The 21,181-nt window shown below is 35.0% G+C and carries 19 protein-coding genes; all 19 read right to left on the reverse strand.

What is annotated here, in order from left to right; all coding sequences use genetic code 11:
* Window positions 1–3 precede the first annotated feature (3 nt).
* Entirely contained in the window at window positions 4–1,047 is a 1,044-nt protein-coding gene (locus tag ACZ47N_RS04665) for a class I SAM-dependent methyltransferase (protein WP_464887973.1), read from the reverse strand.
* Window positions 1,040–2,167, reverse strand: a complete 1,128-nt coding sequence (locus ACZ47N_RS04670; RefSeq protein ID WP_464887974.1) for an N-acetyl sugar amidotransferase — start codon at window positions 2,165–2,167, stop codon at window positions 1,040–1,042. The genes ACZ47N_RS04665 and ACZ47N_RS04670 overlap by 8 nt, the downstream gene beginning before the upstream one ends.
* 37 nt (window positions 2,168–2,204) lie before the next feature.
* Window positions 2,205–3,407 (reverse strand): YncE family protein, encoded by a 1,203-nt coding sequence (locus ACZ47N_RS04675; RefSeq protein ID WP_464887975.1) that lies wholly within the window; start codon window positions 3,405–3,407, stop codon window positions 2,205–2,207.
* Between the two features lie 27 nt (window positions 3,408–3,434).
* A complete protein-coding gene (locus tag ACZ47N_RS04680; RefSeq protein ID WP_464887976.1) occupies window positions 3,435–4,061 on the reverse strand; it encodes a pseudaminic acid biosynthesis-associated methylase in 627 nt (208 codons plus the stop codon).
* 36 nt (window positions 4,062–4,097) lie between these two features.
* Window positions 4,098–4,829: a cytidylyltransferase domain-containing protein gene (locus ACZ47N_RS04685; RefSeq protein WP_464887977.1), complete on the reverse strand. Its 732-nt coding sequence runs from the start codon at window positions 4,827–4,829 to the stop codon at window positions 4,098–4,100.
* Window positions 4,830–4,885: 56 nt separating this feature from the next.
* The gene (pseC, locus tag ACZ47N_RS04690) at window positions 4,886–6,082 is read right to left on the reverse strand and encodes a UDP-4-amino-4,6-dideoxy-N-acetyl-beta-L-altrosamine transaminase (protein WP_464887978.1); all 1,197 of its coding nucleotides are present in this window, start codon (window positions 6,080–6,082) and stop codon (window positions 4,886–4,888) included.
* A gap of 20 nt (window positions 6,083–6,102) precedes the next feature.
* On the reverse strand, window positions 6,103–7,116 hold the full coding sequence (gene pseB, locus ACZ47N_RS04695) for a UDP-N-acetylglucosamine 4,6-dehydratase (inverting) (protein ID WP_464887979.1): 1,014 nt from the start codon (window positions 7,114–7,116) through the stop codon (window positions 6,103–6,105).
* Window positions 7,117–7,516: 400 nt separating this feature from the next.
* Window positions 7,517–9,040 carry a hypothetical protein gene (locus ACZ47N_RS04700; RefSeq protein ID WP_464887980.1) on the reverse strand — a complete coding sequence of 508 codons (1,524 nt, stop codon included), beginning with the start codon at window positions 9,038–9,040 and terminating at the stop codon, window positions 7,517–7,519.
* A gap of 216 nt (window positions 9,041–9,256) precedes the next feature.
* Window positions 9,257–11,125, reverse strand: a complete 1,869-nt coding sequence (locus ACZ47N_RS04705) for a hypothetical protein (protein ID WP_464887981.1) — start codon at window positions 11,123–11,125, stop codon at window positions 9,257–9,259.
* A 48-nt stretch (window positions 11,126–11,173) separates the two neighbouring features.
* Window positions 11,174–12,031 carry a glucose-1-phosphate thymidylyltransferase RfbA gene (gene rfbA, locus ACZ47N_RS04710; RefSeq protein ID WP_464887982.1) on the reverse strand — a complete coding sequence of 286 codons (858 nt, stop codon included), beginning with the start codon at window positions 12,029–12,031 and terminating at the stop codon, window positions 11,174–11,176.
* Window positions 12,028–12,546, reverse strand: a complete 519-nt coding sequence (locus tag ACZ47N_RS04715) for a GNAT family N-acetyltransferase (RefSeq protein WP_464887983.1) — start codon at window positions 12,544–12,546, stop codon at window positions 12,028–12,030. The genes rfbA and ACZ47N_RS04715 overlap by 4 nt, the downstream gene beginning before the upstream one ends.
* A complete protein-coding gene (locus ACZ47N_RS04720; protein WP_464887984.1) occupies window positions 12,547–13,659 on the reverse strand; it encodes a DegT/DnrJ/EryC1/StrS family aminotransferase in 1,113 nt (370 codons plus the stop codon).
* Window positions 13,649–14,068, reverse strand: a complete 420-nt coding sequence (locus tag ACZ47N_RS04725; protein ID WP_464887985.1) for a sugar 3,4-ketoisomerase — start codon at window positions 14,066–14,068, stop codon at window positions 13,649–13,651. The genes ACZ47N_RS04720 and ACZ47N_RS04725 overlap by 11 nt, the downstream gene beginning before the upstream one ends.
* Window positions 14,069–14,126: 58 nt before the next feature.
* On the reverse strand, window positions 14,127–15,194 hold the full coding sequence (locus ACZ47N_RS04730; protein WP_464887986.1) for a glycosyltransferase: 1,068 nt from the start codon (window positions 15,192–15,194) through the stop codon (window positions 14,127–14,129).
* A gap of 19 nt (window positions 15,195–15,213) precedes the next feature.
* Complete coding sequence (gene tagD / locus ACZ47N_RS04735) at window positions 15,214–15,609, reverse strand: glycerol-3-phosphate cytidylyltransferase (protein ID WP_464887987.1); 396 nt, start codon at window positions 15,607–15,609, stop codon at window positions 15,214–15,216.
* 4 nt (window positions 15,610–15,613) lie between these two features.
* The gene (locus ACZ47N_RS04740) at window positions 15,614–16,834 is read right to left on the reverse strand and encodes a CDP-glycerol glycerophosphotransferase family protein (RefSeq protein ID WP_464887988.1); all 1,221 of its coding nucleotides are present in this window, start codon (window positions 16,832–16,834) and stop codon (window positions 15,614–15,616) included.
* A gap of 73 nt (window positions 16,835–16,907) precedes the next feature.
* Window positions 16,908–17,675, reverse strand: a complete 768-nt coding sequence (locus ACZ47N_RS04745) for a CBS domain-containing protein (protein ID WP_464887989.1) — start codon at window positions 17,673–17,675, stop codon at window positions 16,908–16,910.
* A 20-nt stretch (window positions 17,676–17,695) separates the two neighbouring features.
* A complete protein-coding gene (locus ACZ47N_RS04750) occupies window positions 17,696–20,497 on the reverse strand; it encodes an N-acetylneuraminate synthase family protein (protein ID WP_464888412.1) in 2,802 nt (933 codons plus the stop codon).
* Window positions 20,484–21,128, reverse strand: a complete 645-nt coding sequence (locus ACZ47N_RS04755; RefSeq protein WP_464887990.1) for a hypothetical protein — start codon at window positions 21,126–21,128, stop codon at window positions 20,484–20,486. Before ACZ47N_RS04755 ends, ACZ47N_RS04750 begins: the two co-directional genes overlap by 14 nt.
* Window positions 21,129–21,181: the final 53 nt, after the last annotated feature.

Consider the following 21,181-nt stretch of genomic DNA (forward strand, 5'->3'; position numbering starts at 1 on the left):
TTGCTACTTTTTGATTGCTATTGCCCACATATGAGAAGACAATTTATTTTTTGCTAAAAAATCCTGAAATCCATCACCCAACTCATCCCATCGATCCACCAGTACATGATATGCAAAGGACCTATTATCAATGTGATGTTCTCCTTTCAGGATTTTATTTCTCACGATGTCCGCATCCAGTTTTCCTGGTGTGAAAATATTTTGAACATGGAATCCATGAGTTTCTAAAAAAAGTGAAATGGATTCTGGATTGAAATAGTTTAAGTGTTCTGGATCTACTGCATCTGACTTTTCACCCAGTTCTAAAATGTCAAACCCAAACCCATTTGGGCACGTTATTAACAACAACCCTCCCGGTCGAAGTACTCTGAAACATTTAGCAATAAATTCTTTAGGGTCAAACAGATGCTCCAATACTTCAAAACTTACAACAATATCTATTGCAAGGCCTATCTCCGACACTGATTCAATAGGCTTTTCCAAAACTTCAATACCTTTTTTCCGGCAAATCTCAGCTAATTCAGGTACTGGTTCCACAGCTGTTACCGAGCTAAAAAACTCTGATTTTTCTGCTAGTTCACAAAATGTACCAAACCCAGCTCCCACTTCCAACAAAGAGGGGTTTATCATATTATTTTCCTTGCAGATTCTTATTATTTCATTTACCCTTGGCTGAAACACTTTTTCTTTTCGTGTCAATTCTGTTGCAGGAAAAATATGTTTCGCCCAGAACTGGTAGTTCTCTGAGTGAGAATAATATTCTTCCAGCATGCATGGTGTCGGTCTCGGATCAGTGTACACTGTTTTACATGCTTTGCAAGCTTCGTAGGTAAACCCAAATTTTTCGTACACAGTTAGGCTGGTATTGCAACCACATGCCGGGCAGTTAACTCGCTTAAATTCATTTTTTTTAGAAATCAATTTTTCAATGTCCTTCAAATAATAACTTCGTTGCTCTTCCATCAATTCTTTAGGCCTAATTTCATTTTCGCTTAAACTCATCGTTTTTTTGTTCTCGTCATTAAAACCTCTTTTATTCTTAATCATAATCATACCCTACCTTAAACTTAGGGATCCACTTAATCTTACAGTCCCCTTTTCTGAATAATTTTTTGTTAACATAGTCCTCCGCAACTCTCCAAAATTCTTCAATGCTAATCTCAATATAGTCACAAAACTCTTCGATGTATCGATCTGCACACTTGCCATCATATTGTTCGACGAGCCAAACTGCATCCTTCCTAGAAATCCTACCTTCTCGAATATCATAACAAGCTTCATCCGTAGCAAATCCAAATCCAAATTTAAAATATTTTAGCATTTGATTAACCATCTGCATGTCAGAATCAAGGGCACTGTATCTTCTGTAGCGACCAATTTCATGAAGACTTTCTTCGGTCCTCCCCTTAAGTCCCTTAGAGATAGCAAAGTCTGCATTACTCACTTGGGACCATTCTTTTGCGTAATACTGCAAATAAATAGCCTTTAAGTTTTTCTGTTCAAATTCTTCTTCCAACGGAAACTGATACCAATATAGCTCTTTTTCAGTTATGCCGTCTATAAGTAAATCTTTGGCATTACCGCCCGCCAATGTATTGCCTTTGTTAACGTTTAGTGCATTTCCATCTGCCCCTAAACCATTTTCCAGCCCCAGGGTCAGTGCAGCGTTTTCACCTTGAATAATCAGCGGAATTCCAAATTTCAATGCAATTCGATAGGCCGACGTCCACAAGGGGTATTCAGATGGTTTGATGGGGTTTCCATATTTATAGAAGGCGTCTTTTGTTAATGCTTTAAGCACCTTCGGGTTCGGCCTTATTTTTATGATATCAAACCCGTGGTTGATCAGGTTTTCAATGTTGTGCTTCCCGATTTCCGTTATTTGATCAGGTTCACAGTTCACCAACAGAACATTCAACCCTAACTTTTCTTTTGCATAAAAAGCTTGAAACGTGCTGTCTTTTCCACCGCTTACCCCCACCACACAATCGTATTCAGCATACTGATCTTTCGCCCATTGTGCAATGCTCTGAATTTCTCTTTCTCGAATTGACCAATCAATTGTTTTCTTTTTATCTTCATAGAGACACGCATAGCAAACCCCCTTTTCATCAAAGCGGATATCTGGTCGTGTATCTGGCTGTAAGCATCTTTTACAGTATTTCATTTCTCGAGCCCCCTTATTCATTACTACTTGTCTAAACTTATAATACCATGATGCTATGTATGTTTTTCATAGCATCAAAGCTATAAAAGCGATTTGCCTTTGTTGTTTCATCAAAAACATGAATTCCACAGTTGATCTGTATATTGTGACTGATTCCAGCCATTCTATCTAAGTACCTGTGTTCGCTTTGACCAATATAAAAATACCTACCGTCATAGGCAATCCCACGTATAAATCCGTTGGATTCAAACAGTTTTTTCTTGCTTGTCTTAAACACAGTGCCCGTCATGCTTTCAGCATAAGTCAGCTCACCGTTGATAAACATAATGGAATGGGGCATCCATTTGTCCTCAACTGGATAACTTATGATTTTCTTTTTGTCCAGGTCCAGTTGTGCAATACCTCCATCATAACAACCTTTTTCCCACAGGCCGCTGAAGGAAAACATTGAGATGTATAGATGTTTTCCGTTTAAACACAAATCATTGATATGATGGCGATCAAGCTGATATTGACGCATGTCATCAGATACATGAATTTCTTCAATATGTGTGCCAGTTTCAGCATCCATCACTGTGATCGAATCAATTCCTGTGTTAGCAATGTAAAGAACCTTTTTTTCTTCATCTGCAGCTAGACCATGAGGAACTGCCCATGGAAGTATCTTGAATTTATTTACTACCTTAAACGTCGAATCCAATACAATGATACCCTCTATTTCGTCAACAATGTAATACTTATCACTCATTTTGACAAGCTCATGAAATTTCCCGTTGTACAGTTTTTCTAATTCTTTTGTTTCAAAGTTGAATTTGTAAAGACCTCCTCCGCTTGTATCGCTTCCCGGGTCCGGCGTGTCGCCGCAGGTAAAAAGGATTGTTTGGTTCACGGATTTTAGCTCATTTATCTTTTGAAAATTATTTAATGCCGGAGAGCAAAAATAATGTTTTCCCGCTTCAAACCCCATTTCATCCAGTTGTTTTGCCACGCTTTCAAAAAGGGGGGTTGTGATGAGTATGACGGAAGTTTCTTTATGGGGAAGTAACTCTTTGGGTTCTTTGATAATAACATCATAAAAAGTGGTGTTATGCTTGTCCTGGTTGTTATCTGCGATCATCAGGGGGGATTTACCGGTTTTGTTCAATGTGTAACGAACAGGGTGACCTGCTCCGAACAGGATTAGGTCTTTTTCTGCTAAAAGCCTATCCAATTCCTGCCATGATATCCATGCATTATCCATTTTATAACCTCCAAATAAGTAATGAAATTACTTTCTTTTCTCTAATAGAAACCAAGTTATGTCATCTTGTTTAAAATAGTTATCCCTATGATAAACAAATCCATAATCTATTAGCTGCAGATCGGGATATATGTCCAACATTTCTCCTGCAAAGTCTCTTTTGAAAAGCTTTCCAGTTTGTCCCCGGTAGGTAAGTTCTACCGGGCTAGGACTATAGTACTCCCCTATGCATATATACTTCTTTGTTGAGTTGTACATTTTCTCATAAACCTCCGTCAAATCATACGGAGATATATGTATAAGTACACCTTTTGTGAAAACAAAATCCCTTTGATAGTCAGGAATATAATCAAGAATAGACATATCATATACGTTCACTTCCTTCATGGCATAAAGACTCTTGACAGCTTCGTTATTGATCTCTACTGCAGATAATTCGATAGAAGGAATTAAGGACCTCAGCGCTCTTAAATTTAGACCCACGTTTGCACCAAATTCCAACGCAGAACATACTCCGTAAGTATTTCGCATTACTTTTGAAAACATGGCTATTCTAGAGCTAATTCGCTCCGAAGTAGAACTTCCATTTCTATCAGTATACTCATCCCCGAACTCACCTTCCCAGAAACGCTCTTGCTCATTCTTTCTTGACATGACTAACCTCTCCAATCCTATTCTATTCATTACAAACTAATCATTCTTTTGCTTAACGTTCTCATTCAACCTCATAATCCATGGTTCACGTATGCATACGTCTAGAATATCTGTAAGTGAAAATCTGGAGTTTGTCCGGTATAGTCTTTTATAGATTTCCCTTACCACCATTAAATCCTCTTCCACGTCCACTGTTAATCTCAAACTCGAGTAGTCTTTTTCGCAAAAAAAGTATTGCGGCGTTCGATTCTCATACATATAGGGTGTTACATGTTCTTTTTGGTATTCTGTCACAGACTTCTGAAAAGCTTCTGTGAGTAGTTCATTGGAAAACACTTCCACATCAAGACCTCTAGGGAAAGTTCTTTTTGTGCTAATAGGTCCAGCATTTGTGACAAAATCGCTGCGCGATGAACTGTAAATCCACAACATTTTCTCTATAACTTGCGGATCTATCAGAGGGCAATCTGATGTTATTCTAACGACAATATTTGCTTCATGTTCCTTAGCTGCTAAATAATACCTCTCCAGAACATTGTCCTCGCTGCCTCGGAACACTTTAACTCCAGTCTTTTTTCCTTCTGTTACAATCACATCATCCTGGCTGTTTGTTGTTGTGGCAATCACAATTTCATCAATTGACTGACTTTGGCTTACACGCCCAATCACATGGGCTAAGACAGTCTTACCGCACAATTTCATCATAACCTTACCCGGCAGCCGTGTGGAACCCATTCTAGCTTGAATAATAACTACAATTTTACCCATATGCATTCTCCTGTTCAAATCGCTACATAGCACTGGCATCCTAGAAAACATTCTTATTAAAAACACTTCCTATAAAAGCTAATTACTTTTTTGATTGCTTCCACTACATTCAGAACATCCTCATCTGACATTGCAGAAAAGAGTGGCAATGTGATGATTTGCTCATAGAGAGCTTCCGCCTTTGGACAAAGTCCTTTTTCGTATCCCAACTGCTGATAGTATGGATGCCAGTACACTGGAATATAATGGACATTGACGCCGATGTTTTCTGCCTGAAGGGCTTCGTAAATCACTTTGCGATCCGTTGCCAATTCTTCAAGGTTGAGCTTCAGAATATACAGATGCCAGGCTGAATCCTTCAGATTCTCGATTTGAGGAATGCTGACTCCTTCCATTGAACCGAAAGCGTCCTGATACTGAGCTACAATTTCATGCCTTCTTTTCAAATTTTCATCCATACGGCTTAATTGACTGATGCCCAGAGTACATTGAATGTCGGTAATCCGATAATTATATCCCAGGTCTAACTGTTGATAAAACCAAGGTCCTTGGTTTTCTGACATTTGAGATGGGTCACGGGTGATCCCATGAGTAACAAAACGCTTTAGTTTTTCATAAAGATCTTTTCGGTTAGTGGTAATCATTCCGCCTTCACCAGTAGTGATATGTTTTACTGGATGAAAGCTAAATTCCGTCATATCAGCGATGGATCCAACCTTTTGATTATTGTAAATGGCGCCCAATGCATGGGCAGAATCCTGTATCACTATGAGGCTGTGTTTTTTTGCTATTTCATTGATTTCATCCATTTCTACCGGCTTGCCTGTAAAATCCACAGGAATGATCGCCTTGGTTTTAGGTGTTATTTTTTTTTCTATTTCTATCGGGTCGATGTTCCAGGTGGTTTCGTCGATATCAGCGAATACCGGTACGCCTCTTTGATATAAAACACAATTGGCAGAAGCAGCAAAGGTCAACGGGGAAGTAATGACTTCATCTCCTGGTTGGATATCTGCTGCAAAACATGCTGCATGGAGGGCGGCGGTTCCATTCGCAAAAGCCACCGCATAGTTAGCACCAACGTAATCTGCCACGGCTTCTTCAAAGGCGACTACTGCCGGACCAGTCGTGAGTAAATCTGATTGTAACACCTGCACTACAGCATCGATATCTGCTTGTTCAATCTTCTGTTTCCCGTAGGGAAGTTTCGTGCTTCGTACTGGTTTTTCACCATGTATCGCCAGTTGACTCATCGTTTCCCTCCTGTCCTTTTCTATTCTTCTAAATTGAGCTTTAATAACTTTTCCTGAAGCTGTTGAGCGGATAACCATTGATCATTTTTATGGGAACTGTATTTAAATCCATTCTTAACTAACTTTCCTCCGTGAGTAAAATGCCGCTCACTCTTCCACCATTCGGTATGCGGATAAATAATATAATGATCCTCATATTCATAGGTGTGACGAGAATCGTCTCTAGAAACCATAACTTCATGAATTTTTTCCCCTTCACGGATTCCCACTTCTTTCAAGATAGCTTTTGGTGCCATAGCTTGGGCTAAATCTGCAATTCTAAAGGATGGTATCTTTGATATATAAGTTTCGCCTCCCTTAAATTCTTCGAGCGCTTTAAACACCAGATCTACGCCCTCTTCCAGAGTTATCCAAAAACGCGTCATTTCCATATGTGTGATTGGAAGCTCAGTACAGCCTTCCTCAATGAGCTTTTTAAAAAAAGGAATGACAGATCCACGACTACCAGCAACATTACCATAACGAACCACAGAAAAACGAGTTCCCTCCTGACCTGAATAAGCGTTAGCAGAAACAAACAATTTGTCCGATACTAATTTTGTGCCACCATATAGATTTACAGGACTGACGGCTTTATCTGTAGAGAGAGCTACTACTTTTTTTACTCCTCTGTCTAAAGCAGCATCAATTAAGTTTTGAGCTCCATGAATGTTAGTTTTAATGGCTTCAAAGGGATTATATTCGCAGGCCGGTACCTGCTTCATAGCAGCGGCATGGATCACATAATCTACAGTGCGCAGAGCACGATATAAACGATCCTTATCCCGAACATCACCAATAAAAAAGCGGAGCCGTTTAAATTGATCCAAAGTGAGTAGTGCAGAAAATTTCCGTTTCACAGCATCCTGCTTAAATTCATCTCGAGAATAGATAATTACTTTCTCTGGTGTATAATTTTCAAAAATCATTTCAATGAATTTTTTTCCAAAGGATCCAGTACCACCTGTAATAAGGATAGTTTTATTATTAAGCATCTTTATTCCTTCTTTCCATCCAGTTTATGTAAAACATGACTAGTATAAACCTCATTGCACCAATGAAAAGTAATGTATTCAACGCTAACCACTTTAACAGACGTCTTAAAGCGATATCTCTCAATTCTCCGTTCTGGCATGTTTATCGGATCGTTATGATTTTCATGGTTTCATTTTTATGAACTGCGAAAAGCCGAAACACATTTTATTTTTCCCATACTCAACCTATTTGAGACCATGAAAATAGCAAGAATCGAATTAATATAGATGGCCTAATAGTGGCTCATGCCACAACGCTTATCTTAATGGCTAAAGGGTTTTGGTTTTTCCTCTTAAGTGATGATCTCAAAGTTGTTTTAGTCACTTGGTTTCATAGGCTTAAATTGTTGCTTATCAGTCATTACACTTGTGATCCATCGTTGTAAAGCAATCTTTTTTTCAACGCTGGAATATTCGATACAGTCAATGATCTATATTTTTTTCCTTTCTTTTCACCATAATTAATTATATCTCCTAGGTATTCTTCATGCTTATCAAAATAGTTATATTTCATAGCCTCGCGTCCGTTTTCGTAGAAACTCTTTTGCATGTTTAAGCAAATTCTTTCTTGGTCTTTATAATTATAATAATCTAACCTCCTGTAGTGATTATTATTCCACTCCTTAGATTTAGTATTATTCGATCCATCACACCCAATTATATATACTTCCTCTGCAACTGAAGAGGCAACAGGAAGCATTATGTTCGTCAGTACATTATTGCTAACTATCGTCTTAGTATAAAAATTGCTCATTGTTGGAAAGTTTATTTCGGTAGCATCTTTTTTTTCTTCCAAGCCGATGACATAGTCTCCAATATCTGGATATCTATTTAGTATAACTGGTATGTTATGCAATCTTGTTATAAAGTAAAATTTATACTTGTTGAACATTTCTATTGCTTTTTCCATGAAAATAATATTATACTCATCATTATTGAAAAATTTATTATCTATCAAAGCTATGGCTTTTGGCTTTATATGGTCTAACGCTGCTTCATTGTTCGCAATTCCATTACAAACAATTGCAAAACCATCTTCATAATCAAAATCAAACGCCTTTTCTATTGACGGACCCGTTCCAAAAATATAGGCTATTTTCTTATCTGAATTTTCTTTCAGCATCCTGTTGTAGTTTTCTTTTGAAATATCTATAAAATGCTTTTTCCCATCTTTAGATAAACCTAAATAGCTAAGTTTAGACCATGCGCTGTCTCTAGCCCAAAAAAAATTCGGGTCAATACAATAAACTTTCATTTTGTTTTTAATTATGATTTCATCTGATAGTTTATCTTTATCCCAAACCAAAATCATATCGCTTCCTACTATGTGATCTTCCATGTCTTTGTCCAATACAGGAATTATATTAGCTTCTTTACTAGAGTATGCATAGTGATTAGAGCATATTTTTATTTTCACATTCATGAATTTTGTTTTGGGTAAATTCCACTTAATTTTTGTAATCAAGCTATTTAATTGACTATCGCTTTCAATTTTCGGATAAAAACAAATGCTCTTTATCTCGTTTAGTCCGTCTATGCTTTCATGTAACTTGAAATTGCAATCATCTTCATTGCGCGTTAATATGTTTCGCTTTTTTACTCCTTTAGAAACCAATGTATCAATCATTGCATTTTTACTTTCTTTCGAAGTGATCAAGTATTTATAATTATTTGCTTCATTTTTAGTTAAGTATTCAGGGTTGATTACTTTTCTCCCCATAAAGTGCTGTTGTTTAGGTTTGCTTTCCATAAAAAAAGAGATCGAATCATTTCCATGCTTTTCTTGAATTTGGAGGTAAAAATCTGACGCTGCTCTGCTTACTCCATAAATAATATATTTATCGCCTTCTTCGTGTCTTAATTCAGGTAGTTCATACAAGTACATATTCATGCCTCCCTATATATCCTTCGTTCTCTTTTTAAAAAATATCATTGAAAGTCCCACCTTTTTGACATTTCAAAAAACATGACTGTTTCGTTCCACAGCCCTTATGCACTTATTTTTTAGCGGTGCAGTTTATTTGATAATCAAATAGCTTCTCAATAAAGAATACCTTACCTTTATCAAAGAATATCTTTTACGTACTCACCCTTGGTACCCTTAAGCAAATATCGATGATGTAATTTCATTGTATATGTTATTTGATGCTGATGTGTTTTTATTAGATCTTAACACTTTAGAATAGAATTTTTTTCGTTCAAGTTTTTTTGAATCTTCATCATTACAAACGTTTTCAATAAAACTAATAATATCATTCGTGTTGAATCCATGATAATGATGTTTTAATGCCATTTTCCCGAAATCATTCAACTGCAGTATGATTTCATTGTAATTGTCGCTAAATGTAAAAAGAGAAGGCTTTCCTGTTGCCAAGTATTCTGCTGTAAATGACGCACTATCAAATATCAGGCCATCTGATGAATTAAATAAATCCGTATAATTATCATCATGTAAAAATGTATTAATTCCTTTATCCCATTTTTTATAATAATTGTCTGTCCGACTTTTCCCCCAATTCACATGATTGTACAGTTTAGACTTCAAAATAGGGTGTGGCTTAAATGCAAATAAAACTTTTTTATTAAACATTTCTGTTATTCTTAACATTTCTTCGCAATAATACAAAAAACTCGAAAAATCTAACCATCCCTTTTTTTCAATTGAATGATGCGGCGCCCAAATAACTCTTTTAAAAGATTTGTTTTCCCACAATTTGCCCTCTATTCTTGTTCCGTAAACGAGGTTATCTAATACCGGATATCCAGTGTTGATAACATTTTCCCCGCAATTTCTAGCTGTCTTTTTTGCAATTCTCACGTGGGTCTCCGTAGGATAAAATGCTTTCCACAGTAAATTATGGAACGTAAGATCATACATTTCTCTATTAATATTTACAACATATAGTCCATATGGCACATAACAAGTTAACCGGTCCAAAAAATTCATTATAAAATAACTATCATGAATTAATCCTTTATAGGGACTTGTGTAGAATATTATATCTGGATTCACTTTTTTATTTATGTCCAAGTACTCATCACGGTGTTGATCGTAGGTCCTTATTGTGTTGTAATGATTTTTTTTGAAGTACATATATGTTCTTTCCATTTCTTCCAACATGTTATCTCTACCACTGTTTTCAATCGGACATACCACTACAATAGGTTCAAATCTTTCATCCTTATCAAGAAGTCGATATACTCCTTCATACTTCCACACAGAGGCATGAGTCGCAAAAAATGCTACCTTAATCTTCAAACCATTTAAAGCTTTTTTCTTTACCTTTTCAAGAGCCCTCCTATGAAGTTCTGGTTGTTTTTTTATAAGTAAGAATTCTTTTATAGGATTTGTATATTCACTTGCAAAGTATTTTTTTGTATTGATTCTTTCCTTAATTTCAGCTCGATTTATCATATTTTTACAATTACTTACTATGTTTTTCAATTCATTCAAAGCGTGCTCCGGAATTGCTAGTCCTAATTTATTAAACTCCTCCTCTGCTATTATACATGTTTCTATATAAAACCTATATCTGTCCTTTAAGTCCTTGTTAAAATAAAACGGTGAATCGTATTGGAATTTTTCATACAAGTCAATGGTTCTGCAGTTATAGAAAACATCCTTTATCTCCGATGCTATTTCTCTTCTTTTATTATATGAGGAAATAATTATTGTATCAATCAATAACTCTTTAGCTTGTTTAGGAGAGTAAACATTTATATTATGATATTTTTTCCCGCACTTGCTTTTGTCAGAATCTATTATACCCTTTATGCTTATTATGTCTGTCTTAATCAACTTCAGTAAGTTATTTGTATGCTCTCCTGCCCCCCAAATCGCTATGTTTTCAGTTTTTTTCTTTAACTCATTCATTAAGTAATTACTTATATCTTTTTCTGTTACACCAACAAGGTTCTCAAGTGTTTTACATTTATTTATGAAATCATACACTACTGATATATGCTTCATCCAAATTATCCACCCCTATAGTAGCCTCTCTTATTAAATTACTTCGCCTTATCTAAGTAGGCTTAATATGTATTTGCCATATTCATTTTTATTATTACCAAAGGATTTTAGCTTATTTTTTGTAATCCATCTGTTTTTATAAGCTATTTCTTCTAAACATCCCACATATAAACCTGTACGCTTTTGTATTGTTCTAACAAAATCTGTCGCATCGGCTAATCCATCATGGGTTCCTGTGTCTAACCATGCGAATCCTCTTCCTAGCACTTCAACCTTTAGTTTGTTTTCTTCGAAATACATTTTATTCAAATCAGTTATTTCAATCTCACCTCTTTTAGAAGGTTCCAACCTTTTAGCTTTATCTATTACAGAATTATCATAGTAATAAAGGCCCGGAATAGCATAATTTGTTTTTGGCTCAATTGGCTTTTCTTCCAAGGATATGACTTTATAATGCTTATCAAACTCAACTACACCAAATTCTTCAGGATTACTTACATAATATCCAAATATTACTGCACCCTCTTTCACCTTCGATGCAGATTCTAACTTCGGAACAAATCCTTGTCCATAAAAAATATTGTCACCTAATACCAAGCATACATTATCCTTGCCTATAAATTTTTCTCCTAGAATAAACGCATCCGCAAGACCTCTAGGATTTGCCTGCTCTATATACTTTATCTCCATTCCCAAATCAGAACCGTCGCCTAATAAGTTCTTGTAAAGCTCTAAATATTCAGGATTCGTAATGATAAGCACCTCTTTGATTTTTGATAACATCAACACACTTAATGGGTAGTAAATCATTGGCTTATCGTATATTGGTATTAACTGTTTACTCATTCCTTTTGTAATTGGATATAGTCTAGAACCACTCCCACCCGCTAAAATTATTCCTTTCATCTTCCTGCCCCCCCTACTGAGGCACTATTAAATTTGCAATACCAATACAGATCTACAAACTCACCGTTTATAAAAAAGTGTTTTTTAAAAACACCCTCTTTTTCAAAACCATACTTTTCATAAAACTTATTCGCTCTTAAATTAATCGAAGGGACATTAAGGTAAACCTTATTTAAGTTTAATCTCTTAAAGGCATATTCGAGAATTTGATCTGTGGCAACACTGGCAAATCCCCTATTCCAATAATCTTTGTGTATGATGATAGCGTATTCAGCATTCCGATCAATATAGCATATATTTTTCAAGCTAATTGTCCCAAGATACTTATCATTAGCATCCGCAATAGTAAAATGTATGTTTTTTTCATCTTTACGACTCTTGGATATAAATTCATAAATACATTCAATTGATTTCGGATATCTACCTAGTGACAATAATCCTGAAACCTCAGAATCTGTTATGCATTCATGCATTTTCTCCGCATCTTCTATCTTCAATTCTCTTAACTTAGACATTTAAATATTATCCCCCTTCGGCTTAAAGCTATTGACTTTTAAAATTACATACTCTATTTCTTCCTTTGTCATTCCTTCAAATAGTGGCAAGCTAAGAATCCGCTTAGCATAATTCTCCGTAACTGGATGACTCCCTTCCTTCAGACCAAGATGTTTATATGCTTCAGACAAGTGTGGTGGTATTGGATAATGAATTTGCGTTGCTATTCCACTATCACTAAGATATTGTTGGAATACATCTCTTTCATTAACCTTAACCACAAATAAATGCCACACATGCTCTGCTGTCTCCCTAGTTCTAGGCATTATTATATAAGGATTTTCTATTTTGTTTAAGTATTCCTTAGCTATAATTTCTCTTTCTGCTCTTAGTTCATTATATTTCCTTAGTTTTACAGATAGTAAGGCTGCTTGTATTTCATCCATTCTAGAATTTAATCCCATAACTTCATTTCGATACTTAACTTTGCTTCCATAATTTCGTAACATTTTTACTTTTTCGAAAATATCTATATTGCTTGTCACAATGGCTCCGGCATCACCGAATGCACCTATGTTTTTAGTAGGATAAAAGCTAAAGCACCCTATATCTCCCCACGAGCCTGTAGCTTTACCAGCAAAGCATGCTCCATGGCTTTGAGCACAGTCTTCCACTAAGTACAATCCATATTCATCTGCGATTTCTTTAATCCTCTCTAAATTAGCAGCTTGTCCGTACAGATGGACTATCAAAATAGCTTTTGTTTTATTTGTAATTTTCTCTTCTATTTCTGAAGCATTCAAATTATAGAATTCATCTGGATCAACAAAGACTGGTGTTGCTCCATTTTCGGTGATTCCTAAAACCGATGCAATATATGTGTTGGCAGGAACAATTACTTCATCACCCATTCCAATATTAAGAGCTCTAAAAGCAAGAATTAAAGCATCCAAACCAGAATTCAACCCCACACAATAATCAACTCCCAGAAACTCAGAAAAATCATGCTCAAATATATTCAACCTATTACCTAGCACATACCATCCTGATTTTAAAACTTCTAAAGCTGCATTATTATACTCGTTTTTATATTTTTCAAACCCTCTGTCTAGCTGATTGAAATTAACTTTCATTGCTCCAATAACCCCTCTTAACATATTCTATGAAGTCATCATAATTCCTTATATAATCATCTTGATCGTAATACTCTGAGCCTGCAACACATAACACCGAACCTTCTTTTCTCCAGTACATATCTCTCCATACACCTTTAGTAATTAAGAGGCCTTTTTCTGGTGTATCTAATAAAACAGATTCTGTTTGTACTCCATTATCTAATACGACTTCAATTTTTCCATAAGGGCACCATAATAATTGATCTAATTTTTTGTGTGCATGCATCCCTCTTTTAGTATTTAGCGGAACATCATATGTATAATATATTCTTTTAATTTCAAACCCTATGTCTTTTTTAGATTCAAAAAAAGATAAATATCCTATTGAATCATCACCTATTTTTTTAAAGTTTAGTATTGTTCTCACTTTAAGCAAACCATCCTCACAATAAATATTTTTATACTGAATCTCCCCAAAATAGCTCTCAATGCATTTTTGAGTCTTTGATGAAATTAATATTTGTATAATGGGTGTTTTCTATAAAACCTAAATCACTGAGCCATTTTCCTATTTCAAGATATGCATCACAACAAATAATAATAAAAACATCATCCTTTTTTTCCTGATCAACAACGTGTGGTGGATAAACTTTTTTTTTGTCAATAATTATTCCTTCTTTACCTTTATCACTGTCAATGAAATATTCAAATCCTATTTTCTGAAGTTTGCTTTTATTATCTGTATATTTTGAACTAGTCCCCCATACAATAAATTTTTTAATGTTTTTAGGTATTGATATTCCCCAATATGGATACACTTCTTTTTCACAAAACAGCATTCTATCTTTTTTAAGAATTTCATTTGTTTTTCCTGGTCTTGTTATTCCAGCTAGTCTATATTTTGAAACTCTACTATTTATAAAGTGTATTTTACAACCGCTCCTAATAGCCCTTGATACTAAAGGTTTATCTTCGAGTAATCTATACTGCTCATCATATAAGCCATACACTTCAAAATATTCTCTTTTATAAAACCTACCAGGAGCTGGCAAAAAACCGCCAGATACACAAATCATTTTATGAAGTTGTTTCCTTTCGGCTTTTTCAATAAGACAAATCTCTTCCTTAGATGGTTTTATTCCTTTTTCCGTTTTTAGGAATTCATCATACAACACAACCATCCCTACCCCTATGTTGCAATCAGAATTTTCCAAACTTTCAATGGCCTTGCTAATAGAATTCACACAGTAAAACGCATCATCTACGGCTAATATTTTCAGGTACTCTCCTTTTGCTTTTTTTATAAGCTTATTTAGATGTTTAACTGTCCCTACATTAAACTCATTATCATAAACATGATACTTTATTATGTTGGATGTCTTGTTTTTTTCTATGTAGTCCTCTATACCTCTTTTATCAAATAGGTCACTACCATCATCACTAAATATAAGTTCTATATTTTTGTAATTTTGAACAAACACTGAATCCAGGCATTCTTTGTAATAATTCGAATTGTTATATGATATAATTATAACAGATATTAGTTTTTGCAAGACGATTCTCCTAAACTCTTTATATTCTATTTAATCCTATCTCCTCTTTGATTCTTGTTGTAGAAACCTCTGGAGTTCTCTCCAAGTATTTGACCTCGCAATGCTCTTTCAAGTAATCAAATTCACCTTTCCAATCACTCCCCATGACAAAGATATCAATTTTAAACTCTTTTATATCATCTTTCTTTTGATCCCAATTGTTTTCCGGTATGACCAGATCAACATATCTAACGGACTCCAAAAGTTGTCTTCTCTCATTATAAGAAAAATAACATGTCTTTCCCTTGATCTCATTAAATTCATTTGTGGAAAGACCTACAATCAGGTAGTCACCTTCTGATTTTGCCCTCTTAAGCAAATTTATATGTCCATAATGAAGTAAATCAAAAGTTCCGTATGTTAGTATTTTCTTCATAATTCTATGCTTCCCCTCTAGTAATCGATTTTATTTTTTCAAAAAGTCTCTTCGAAGCATTTCCATCATGAAAATCAAACATTTTGTTTTTTATTACTTCTCTGTGTTCCTTAAACGGATCTTCTCCCTTGAGGGTTCTGCTTATCGCTTCAATCAACTCATCCATATTTTTTGCTTTATACCCAGGGGTTACTAGATCATATTCATAATAGAGCTCTCTACTTTGGCTGATATACGCTTCTAAATCGTAGTTGAAAAAGATAATAGGTCTATTCGTTAGTAGAAAGTCAAAATATATAGAAGAATAATCTGTTACTAAAACATCTGACAAAGTTAAGAATATGTAAGGGTCCTCTTTGGCATTCACATTCATTATGCTTGAAAGTTTTATCTTGCTAAGCTTTTCTTGGATTTTAGACATAGGGTGTGCTTTTACAAGTAATAAGGCATTGTTTTTTTCTAGGTATTGGTTCAGGTATTGAAAATCCAGTATATTCAATAAATGATCCTCACTGTTTCTAAAGGTGGGCATATACATTAATACTCTTTTCCCCTTTTGCTTATTTAATGCCAGAGCATGAAATACTTCTTTGTTTTTAATGCTTAGCTTTTTATTTAGTCCTAAGTATTCATTCGTATAAAAAACATCATTTCTGGGATATCCACAGTTCAACTCTTTATCCTTCGTGGTTCGAAATGCTCTTTTAAAAATATCCCCTACATAATCTGAGGTGGTTAAGTAATAATGATCTGGTCTTTCGTTCTGAATTCTCCTAATCAACCATCGAAGCCGTTTTGCCAGGTTCGGAGGGTTTCTAACTTCATCAAATTTATTGTCTCCATGTATTTTTTTCAGGGGAATCCCATGGAATAAATTAATTTTTTTGGCTCCTCCTGAAAGCCAGAAGGTGATATCTTTTGTATGATGATCGAAGATGTATATTCCTGCAACAAGGGAGTATATCACTCCCTTGACAGAATATATGGTGTAACTTTCCATACCGTTTTCCCTTAAGGTTTGTATTATTTCATCCTCCTCGGAAATCCATATGGGTCTTATCTTTTCTTTTTCTTTCAATTGATTCACATATAAGTAGAAATATTTTGGATTGTCGCCAAAACTCTTCCCCATATTACTTCCAAATACCCATATGTTTTTTTTCCTTGGGACAATATGTGTCAACCCGTAGAATGGAAGAAACATAAATGACAACAGATCTGTCATTCTTTTTATCCAGTAAAAGAAATTCACCTTACACGCCACTGTACCTTCTTCCCTTCATAAATAGTGAATTGTACTATTTTTTATCCACTCTCCCATAGATATCTTCGTATCTTATAATATCATCCTCGCCAAAATACTCTCCAATTTGAACTTCCGCCATCATCAAAGACTGGTCTTTCGAAGGATTGGTCATTTTATGTTTGCACCCCTTGGGTATAAAGACATAATCGCCAGCTTTGAGTTCTTTAATTGTCTCACCAATAACTAGCCTTCCTCTTCCATAAATGATCACCCAGTGTTCTTCTCGTTTTTTATGTTCTTGTAAACTCAGAGAAGCCTCTGGATTCAGTTTTAATATCTTTGATTGAGAATAATCATTTAGAAAGGTTGTTTTATAGAATCCCCAAGGCTTATTATAAATCTCATGTTCTAATAAACTATCATCCAGAGACAGAAACTCAAAATCTATTGAGAATTTCTGGTCTTTAATGAGCAAAACATGCATGTTTTTCTTGGTAATAATATTTATCAGCTTATGTTGCTCATCTAAAATGGGCAAAAAATCAAGTTTATCTGATTTGAATAACTCTACTACTTCATTGAATGTCTCCTGTCCATTGCTATTGATATAGGAAAATTTCCTGTTTATGATATCCAATATATAATCATCAACAGCATAACCTTCTAAAAGTCCTCTCCGTATATCTCCATCCGTAATCGTCCCTACAACCTTCTCTTCATCAGACAAAACTATGATGAAACGCTTTTTATTATCTTCTATTTTTTTTAGTGCATCTATAATTTTCTTGTTTTCTTTGATGATATACTCTTCTTTTACCACACTTCCCATCCCTTTAGTGTTTATTTTTCTTTCTCCCTTCCATATTTTAATTTTTTTCTTTGGACTTTTTCAATTTCTAACACATCTTCCCTTTTATGGGTTAACGCTTTAAAAGTGCTATTCAGGCCATCTACCAGTTTTTTCATGTCTTCAGGTTCCAAAGATGCTGCATGGTCGGTTCCCTTCCATGTTCGATCCAAAGTATAATGTCTTTCGATATATTCTGCTCCCAGAGTATATGCCGCCATATCCGGCGCCGTTCCAATATGATGGCCAGAAAAACCAATGGCCTTCACATTATCTTCATATCGATCCTTTAATAAATTTATGTCTAGTAAGGATATGTCCTCATAGGGCACAGGGTATCCAGAAGTACAATGATACAATATTGTCTCTTTGTTTCTACCTTTTTCTATACTGAAATTGATAATCTCTTCAATTTCATCCTTGGTGGTCATGCCCGTAGAAATATGAATATCTCCTTCATAATGATCGTATAACCACTCCATCATTTCCCAATGAGTATTCATTGCAGAAGGAATTTTAATAAACTCCGGATGAATGGATGCTATCTCCTTTGCCGACGTCATGTCCCATACAGAAGTGCTATAGGTAATCCCTAGGGTTTCGCAGAATTCTTTCAATTCTTCATGCTGTTCCAGGTTAAATTCTAAAAATTCCCTGTGTTTTCCGTATGTTCCTGCGTAAGCATTGGATTTATCTGGATGCGGGGCATTATATTCTTCTTCTGATAACAGTTCCATATTATTTCTCTTTTGAAATTTTACAGCATCCGCCTTGCAATAGATCGCTGCAATTTTAACTAAATCTTTAGCAATTTTCATGTCCCCTTTATGATTGCACCCAATCTCTGCAATAATATAAGGCTTCTTGTAATTTTTTTTCATATTAGATGCCTCTTTCCTGTTTTTTGACTTTACAAAACTTTTGATTTCATCTCTCATGGACCAATACTCTTTCTCTATCTCTTTAGATATGGAAGTGCAATTATCCACAAACTCTGTGGTTGCACTAATAAATTTATTACATTTTTTATTTTTGTTATTTTCCACTTTTATATCTCTGTATTTATTCATTAACACACTTACCTGTACCCTATTAATCGGTTGTACAAACGTTCTGAAATAACCGTTTTCATTCATTCCATTAAATTCTTTGTCGAATTTCGAATAGTTTTTTTCTATTTCTTGATAATTTTTATTCCTCAGCAAATTAGGCATATCCTCTAAAATGTGTTTTATTCTCTTTAAATTAAATTTAAACTTCTCGAATTCCTTTTCCATCACCCTATTCTGTTCTTCTAAGTATGCCAGATCATAGGGAACTTCTTTCTTCCTCTGTCCCATCCAGTCTTGATCAATTACCTTGTGAATCAACTCTTTTTTTATTAATTCTTCCAACTCAACAAAGGGAGCTCCTTTAATACTCGCCCCTCCTTTTGTGGTGTTAACAACCTTCGTATCCTTAAACAATGCGATGAATTTTTCTAATTCTTCTCTCATTGTACTATATATCCTAGATGTTTTTACATCTTTGCCATAAACATCCTTAACAAACATTTGGTTTTGTTTGCTACCAATATTTTTACTTTTTCCACCCTCTCTGTAACTAATCCCTCCAGCATAGTCTCTATCACCTATAAACGCCAGGTTTTGACCGACTAAAACAATCTGAGAAACATTTAACTGGGCAAACATTTGGAGGGTGATGACAGCAATTGAAGGCGAGTCCATGACGCCTGTTATGTTCTTCCCATCATTTTTTTTCAAAAAAAAGTTGGCTGCTGTATCCTGTGTTGTTAATACATGAACCTTTCCACCTTTGTATACTCTCAACAGCTCGTGCCCTACACTACTGCCATATACTAATGGAATATCTTGAATCTTGGCATTAATTAACTTTCTAAACACAAAAACATTCGTTTCCTTAGGGTCGTAAGAAGTCATCATATCCGGGTAGATCCCATGGTAAAGCAAAGTGTTGATGGCGGAACCAACGGTTACTATAAATGCCAAACCCTCTTCCTTAATAGTCTTGATATTTTCAATTTCGTATTCTAAGGATGGTCCTGCTGCCACAAGAATCACTGGTTTATCCTCAAATACCTCTTTCATATTAGTAAGAAGTCCAGGTGTGTTTAAAACATGCTTAAAGTTTTTAATACTGTTGATGACCCATCGTTGTTGAAATTGTATGTTAACGCTTAAATCCATTCTTTTGCTCTGGATGATTTTTTTTATGATATCCGCAAACTCTCTAAACTTGGTCTCGAATACTCTTTCGTAGCTTGGAAGTGTAATAAAATCAATGCTCTGTATGTTGTAGGATGTCAAATCATTTCCAAGACTTTTTATTTCTTCTCTGGCTTTTTGCGGATCTTTGTTTTCTAGATAAATATTCATAAGCGTGTTGTTTTTTAATGTGCTAAGATCAAATTCACAGAGAAAATAATAGAATGCCTCTGGTACAGGTTCGTAAATAGAAACCTTAATCCCTGGATTATTTTCAACAATTTCTCTTAAATGATATCCTAGACCATTTCCATAAAAAACTAAATGAGAGGTCTGCTGCACATTTTTGTATCGAAAAAGAATGGCATCTGCCTCTCTCAGGGGATCGTATTTACTATGAATAAATACTTCTTTTCCCTGTATGCTAGCCAACAAAGTATTTTTCCCTTTTTTCGCCTCTACCACTTTGAGCTTGCTCTCACCATTTTCGATGTCTTTTTCCACTTCTAAAATTTGTTCATAAATCTGCGGAAAATGTTTCTTTAAATAATTCACATTATTGATCAGCATATCGCTCACCTTTTTTCTCCAAGACATCCAGACTCTTAATAATGATTTCCACTTTTTCCTCTAAACTAGCAAGGCTTTCCGTCAATTCATAACTAATAATATCCCCTACTAAAATATGATCTTTATTATTCATAGCCTCTTCTAAGTCTGGAACTGCAGTGCTTAAACCTTCTACACTCTTCTGGTATTCTTTCCAAGCTTCTTCGTTTTCAATAGTATCTTTTAGTTTTTTGTTTTGTGTCAATAAAACGTAGGACTCTATGATCCAAAGCAGCCCTCCTGTCAGATCATTAACTCCCTGCCAAGACGAAGCCACGGGGCTAACATAAAAATCATTGGCAAGTTTATCCATCTCAGGCATTGCCCGGTGGATGTATTCTTTTTTAGAAATCATTATTTCCTTTACAAAGGCTTCTTTGCTTAGAGTCATCACTTGTATTTCCTCAACATTCCCAATATTCCCCTCTATAAAGTCGCCATGATTTTCATAAACCGCTTTCCCATCAATCACCAAATGAGAAAACACCTGATTAGATTGTTCAACAATTTCATTAATCTCCTTCAAAAGCCCATCAACTTCTTCTATCTCATTTTCATAATTTAATGTTTTATCTAATACAATAACGTTCATAGCACCCTCCAATCCCTTCATGATATGTAAATATCCTATTATATGTAAATAGA

Source organism: Tindallia texcoconensis (assembly GCF_055383815.1).

Bases quoted from the DNA above. Each gene is read 5' to 3' on its own strand.
- ACZ47N_RS04680 (WP_464887976.1), bottom strand. From the start codon at position 4,061: ATGTCAAGAAAGAATGAGCAAGAGCGTTTCTGGGAAGGTGAGTTCGGG.
- ACZ47N_RS04705 (WP_464887981.1), bottom strand. From the start codon at position 11,125: ATGAAGCATATATCAGTAGTGTATGATTTCATAAATAAATGTAAAACA.
- ACZ47N_RS04670 (WP_464887974.1), bottom strand. From the start codon at position 2,167: ATGAAATACTGTAAAAGATGCTTACAGCCAGATACACGACCAGATATC.
- ACZ47N_RS04740 (WP_464887988.1), bottom strand. From the start codon at position 16,834: ATGACAGATCTGTTGTCATTTATGTTTCTTCCATTCTACGGGTTGACA.
- tagD (WP_464887987.1), bottom strand. From the start codon at position 15,609: ATGAAGAAAATACTAACATACGGAACTTTTGATTTACTTCATTATGGA.
- ACZ47N_RS04700 (WP_464887980.1), bottom strand. From the start codon at position 9,040: ATGTACTTGTATGAACTACCTGAATTAAGACACGAAGAAGGCGATAAA.
- ACZ47N_RS04665 (WP_464887973.1), bottom strand. From the start codon at position 1,047: ATGATTAAGAATAAAAGAGGTTTTAATGACGAGAACAAAAAAACGATG.
- ACZ47N_RS04755 (WP_464887990.1), bottom strand. From the start codon at position 21,128: ATGAACGTTATTGTATTAGATAAAACATTAAATTATGAAAATGAGATA.
- ACZ47N_RS04685 (WP_464887977.1), bottom strand. From the start codon at position 4,829: ATGGGTAAAATTGTAGTTATTATTCAAGCTAGAATGGGTTCCACACGG.
- pseB (WP_464887979.1), bottom strand. From the start codon at position 7,116: ATGCTTAATAATAAAACTATCCTTATTACAGGTGGTACTGGATCCTTT.
- ACZ47N_RS04720 (WP_464887984.1), bottom strand. From the start codon at position 13,659: ATGAAAGTTAATTTCAATCAGCTAGACAGAGGGTTTGAAAAATATAAA.
- ACZ47N_RS04750 (WP_464888412.1), bottom strand. From the start codon at position 20,497: ATGCTGATCAATAATGTGAATTATTTAAAGAAACATTTTCCGCAGATT.
- rfbA (WP_464887982.1), bottom strand. From the start codon at position 12,031: ATGAAAGGAATAATTTTAGCGGGTGGGAGTGGTTCTAGACTATATCCA.
- pseC (WP_464887978.1), bottom strand. From the start codon at position 6,082: ATGAGTCAACTGGCGATACATGGTGAAAAACCAGTACGAAGCACGAAA.
- ACZ47N_RS04715 (WP_464887983.1), bottom strand. From the start codon at position 12,546: ATGTCTAAGTTAAGAGAATTGAAGATAGAAGATGCGGAGAAAATGCAT.
- ACZ47N_RS04675 (WP_464887975.1), bottom strand. From the start codon at position 3,407: ATGGATAATGCATGGATATCATGGCAGGAATTGGATAGGCTTTTAGCA.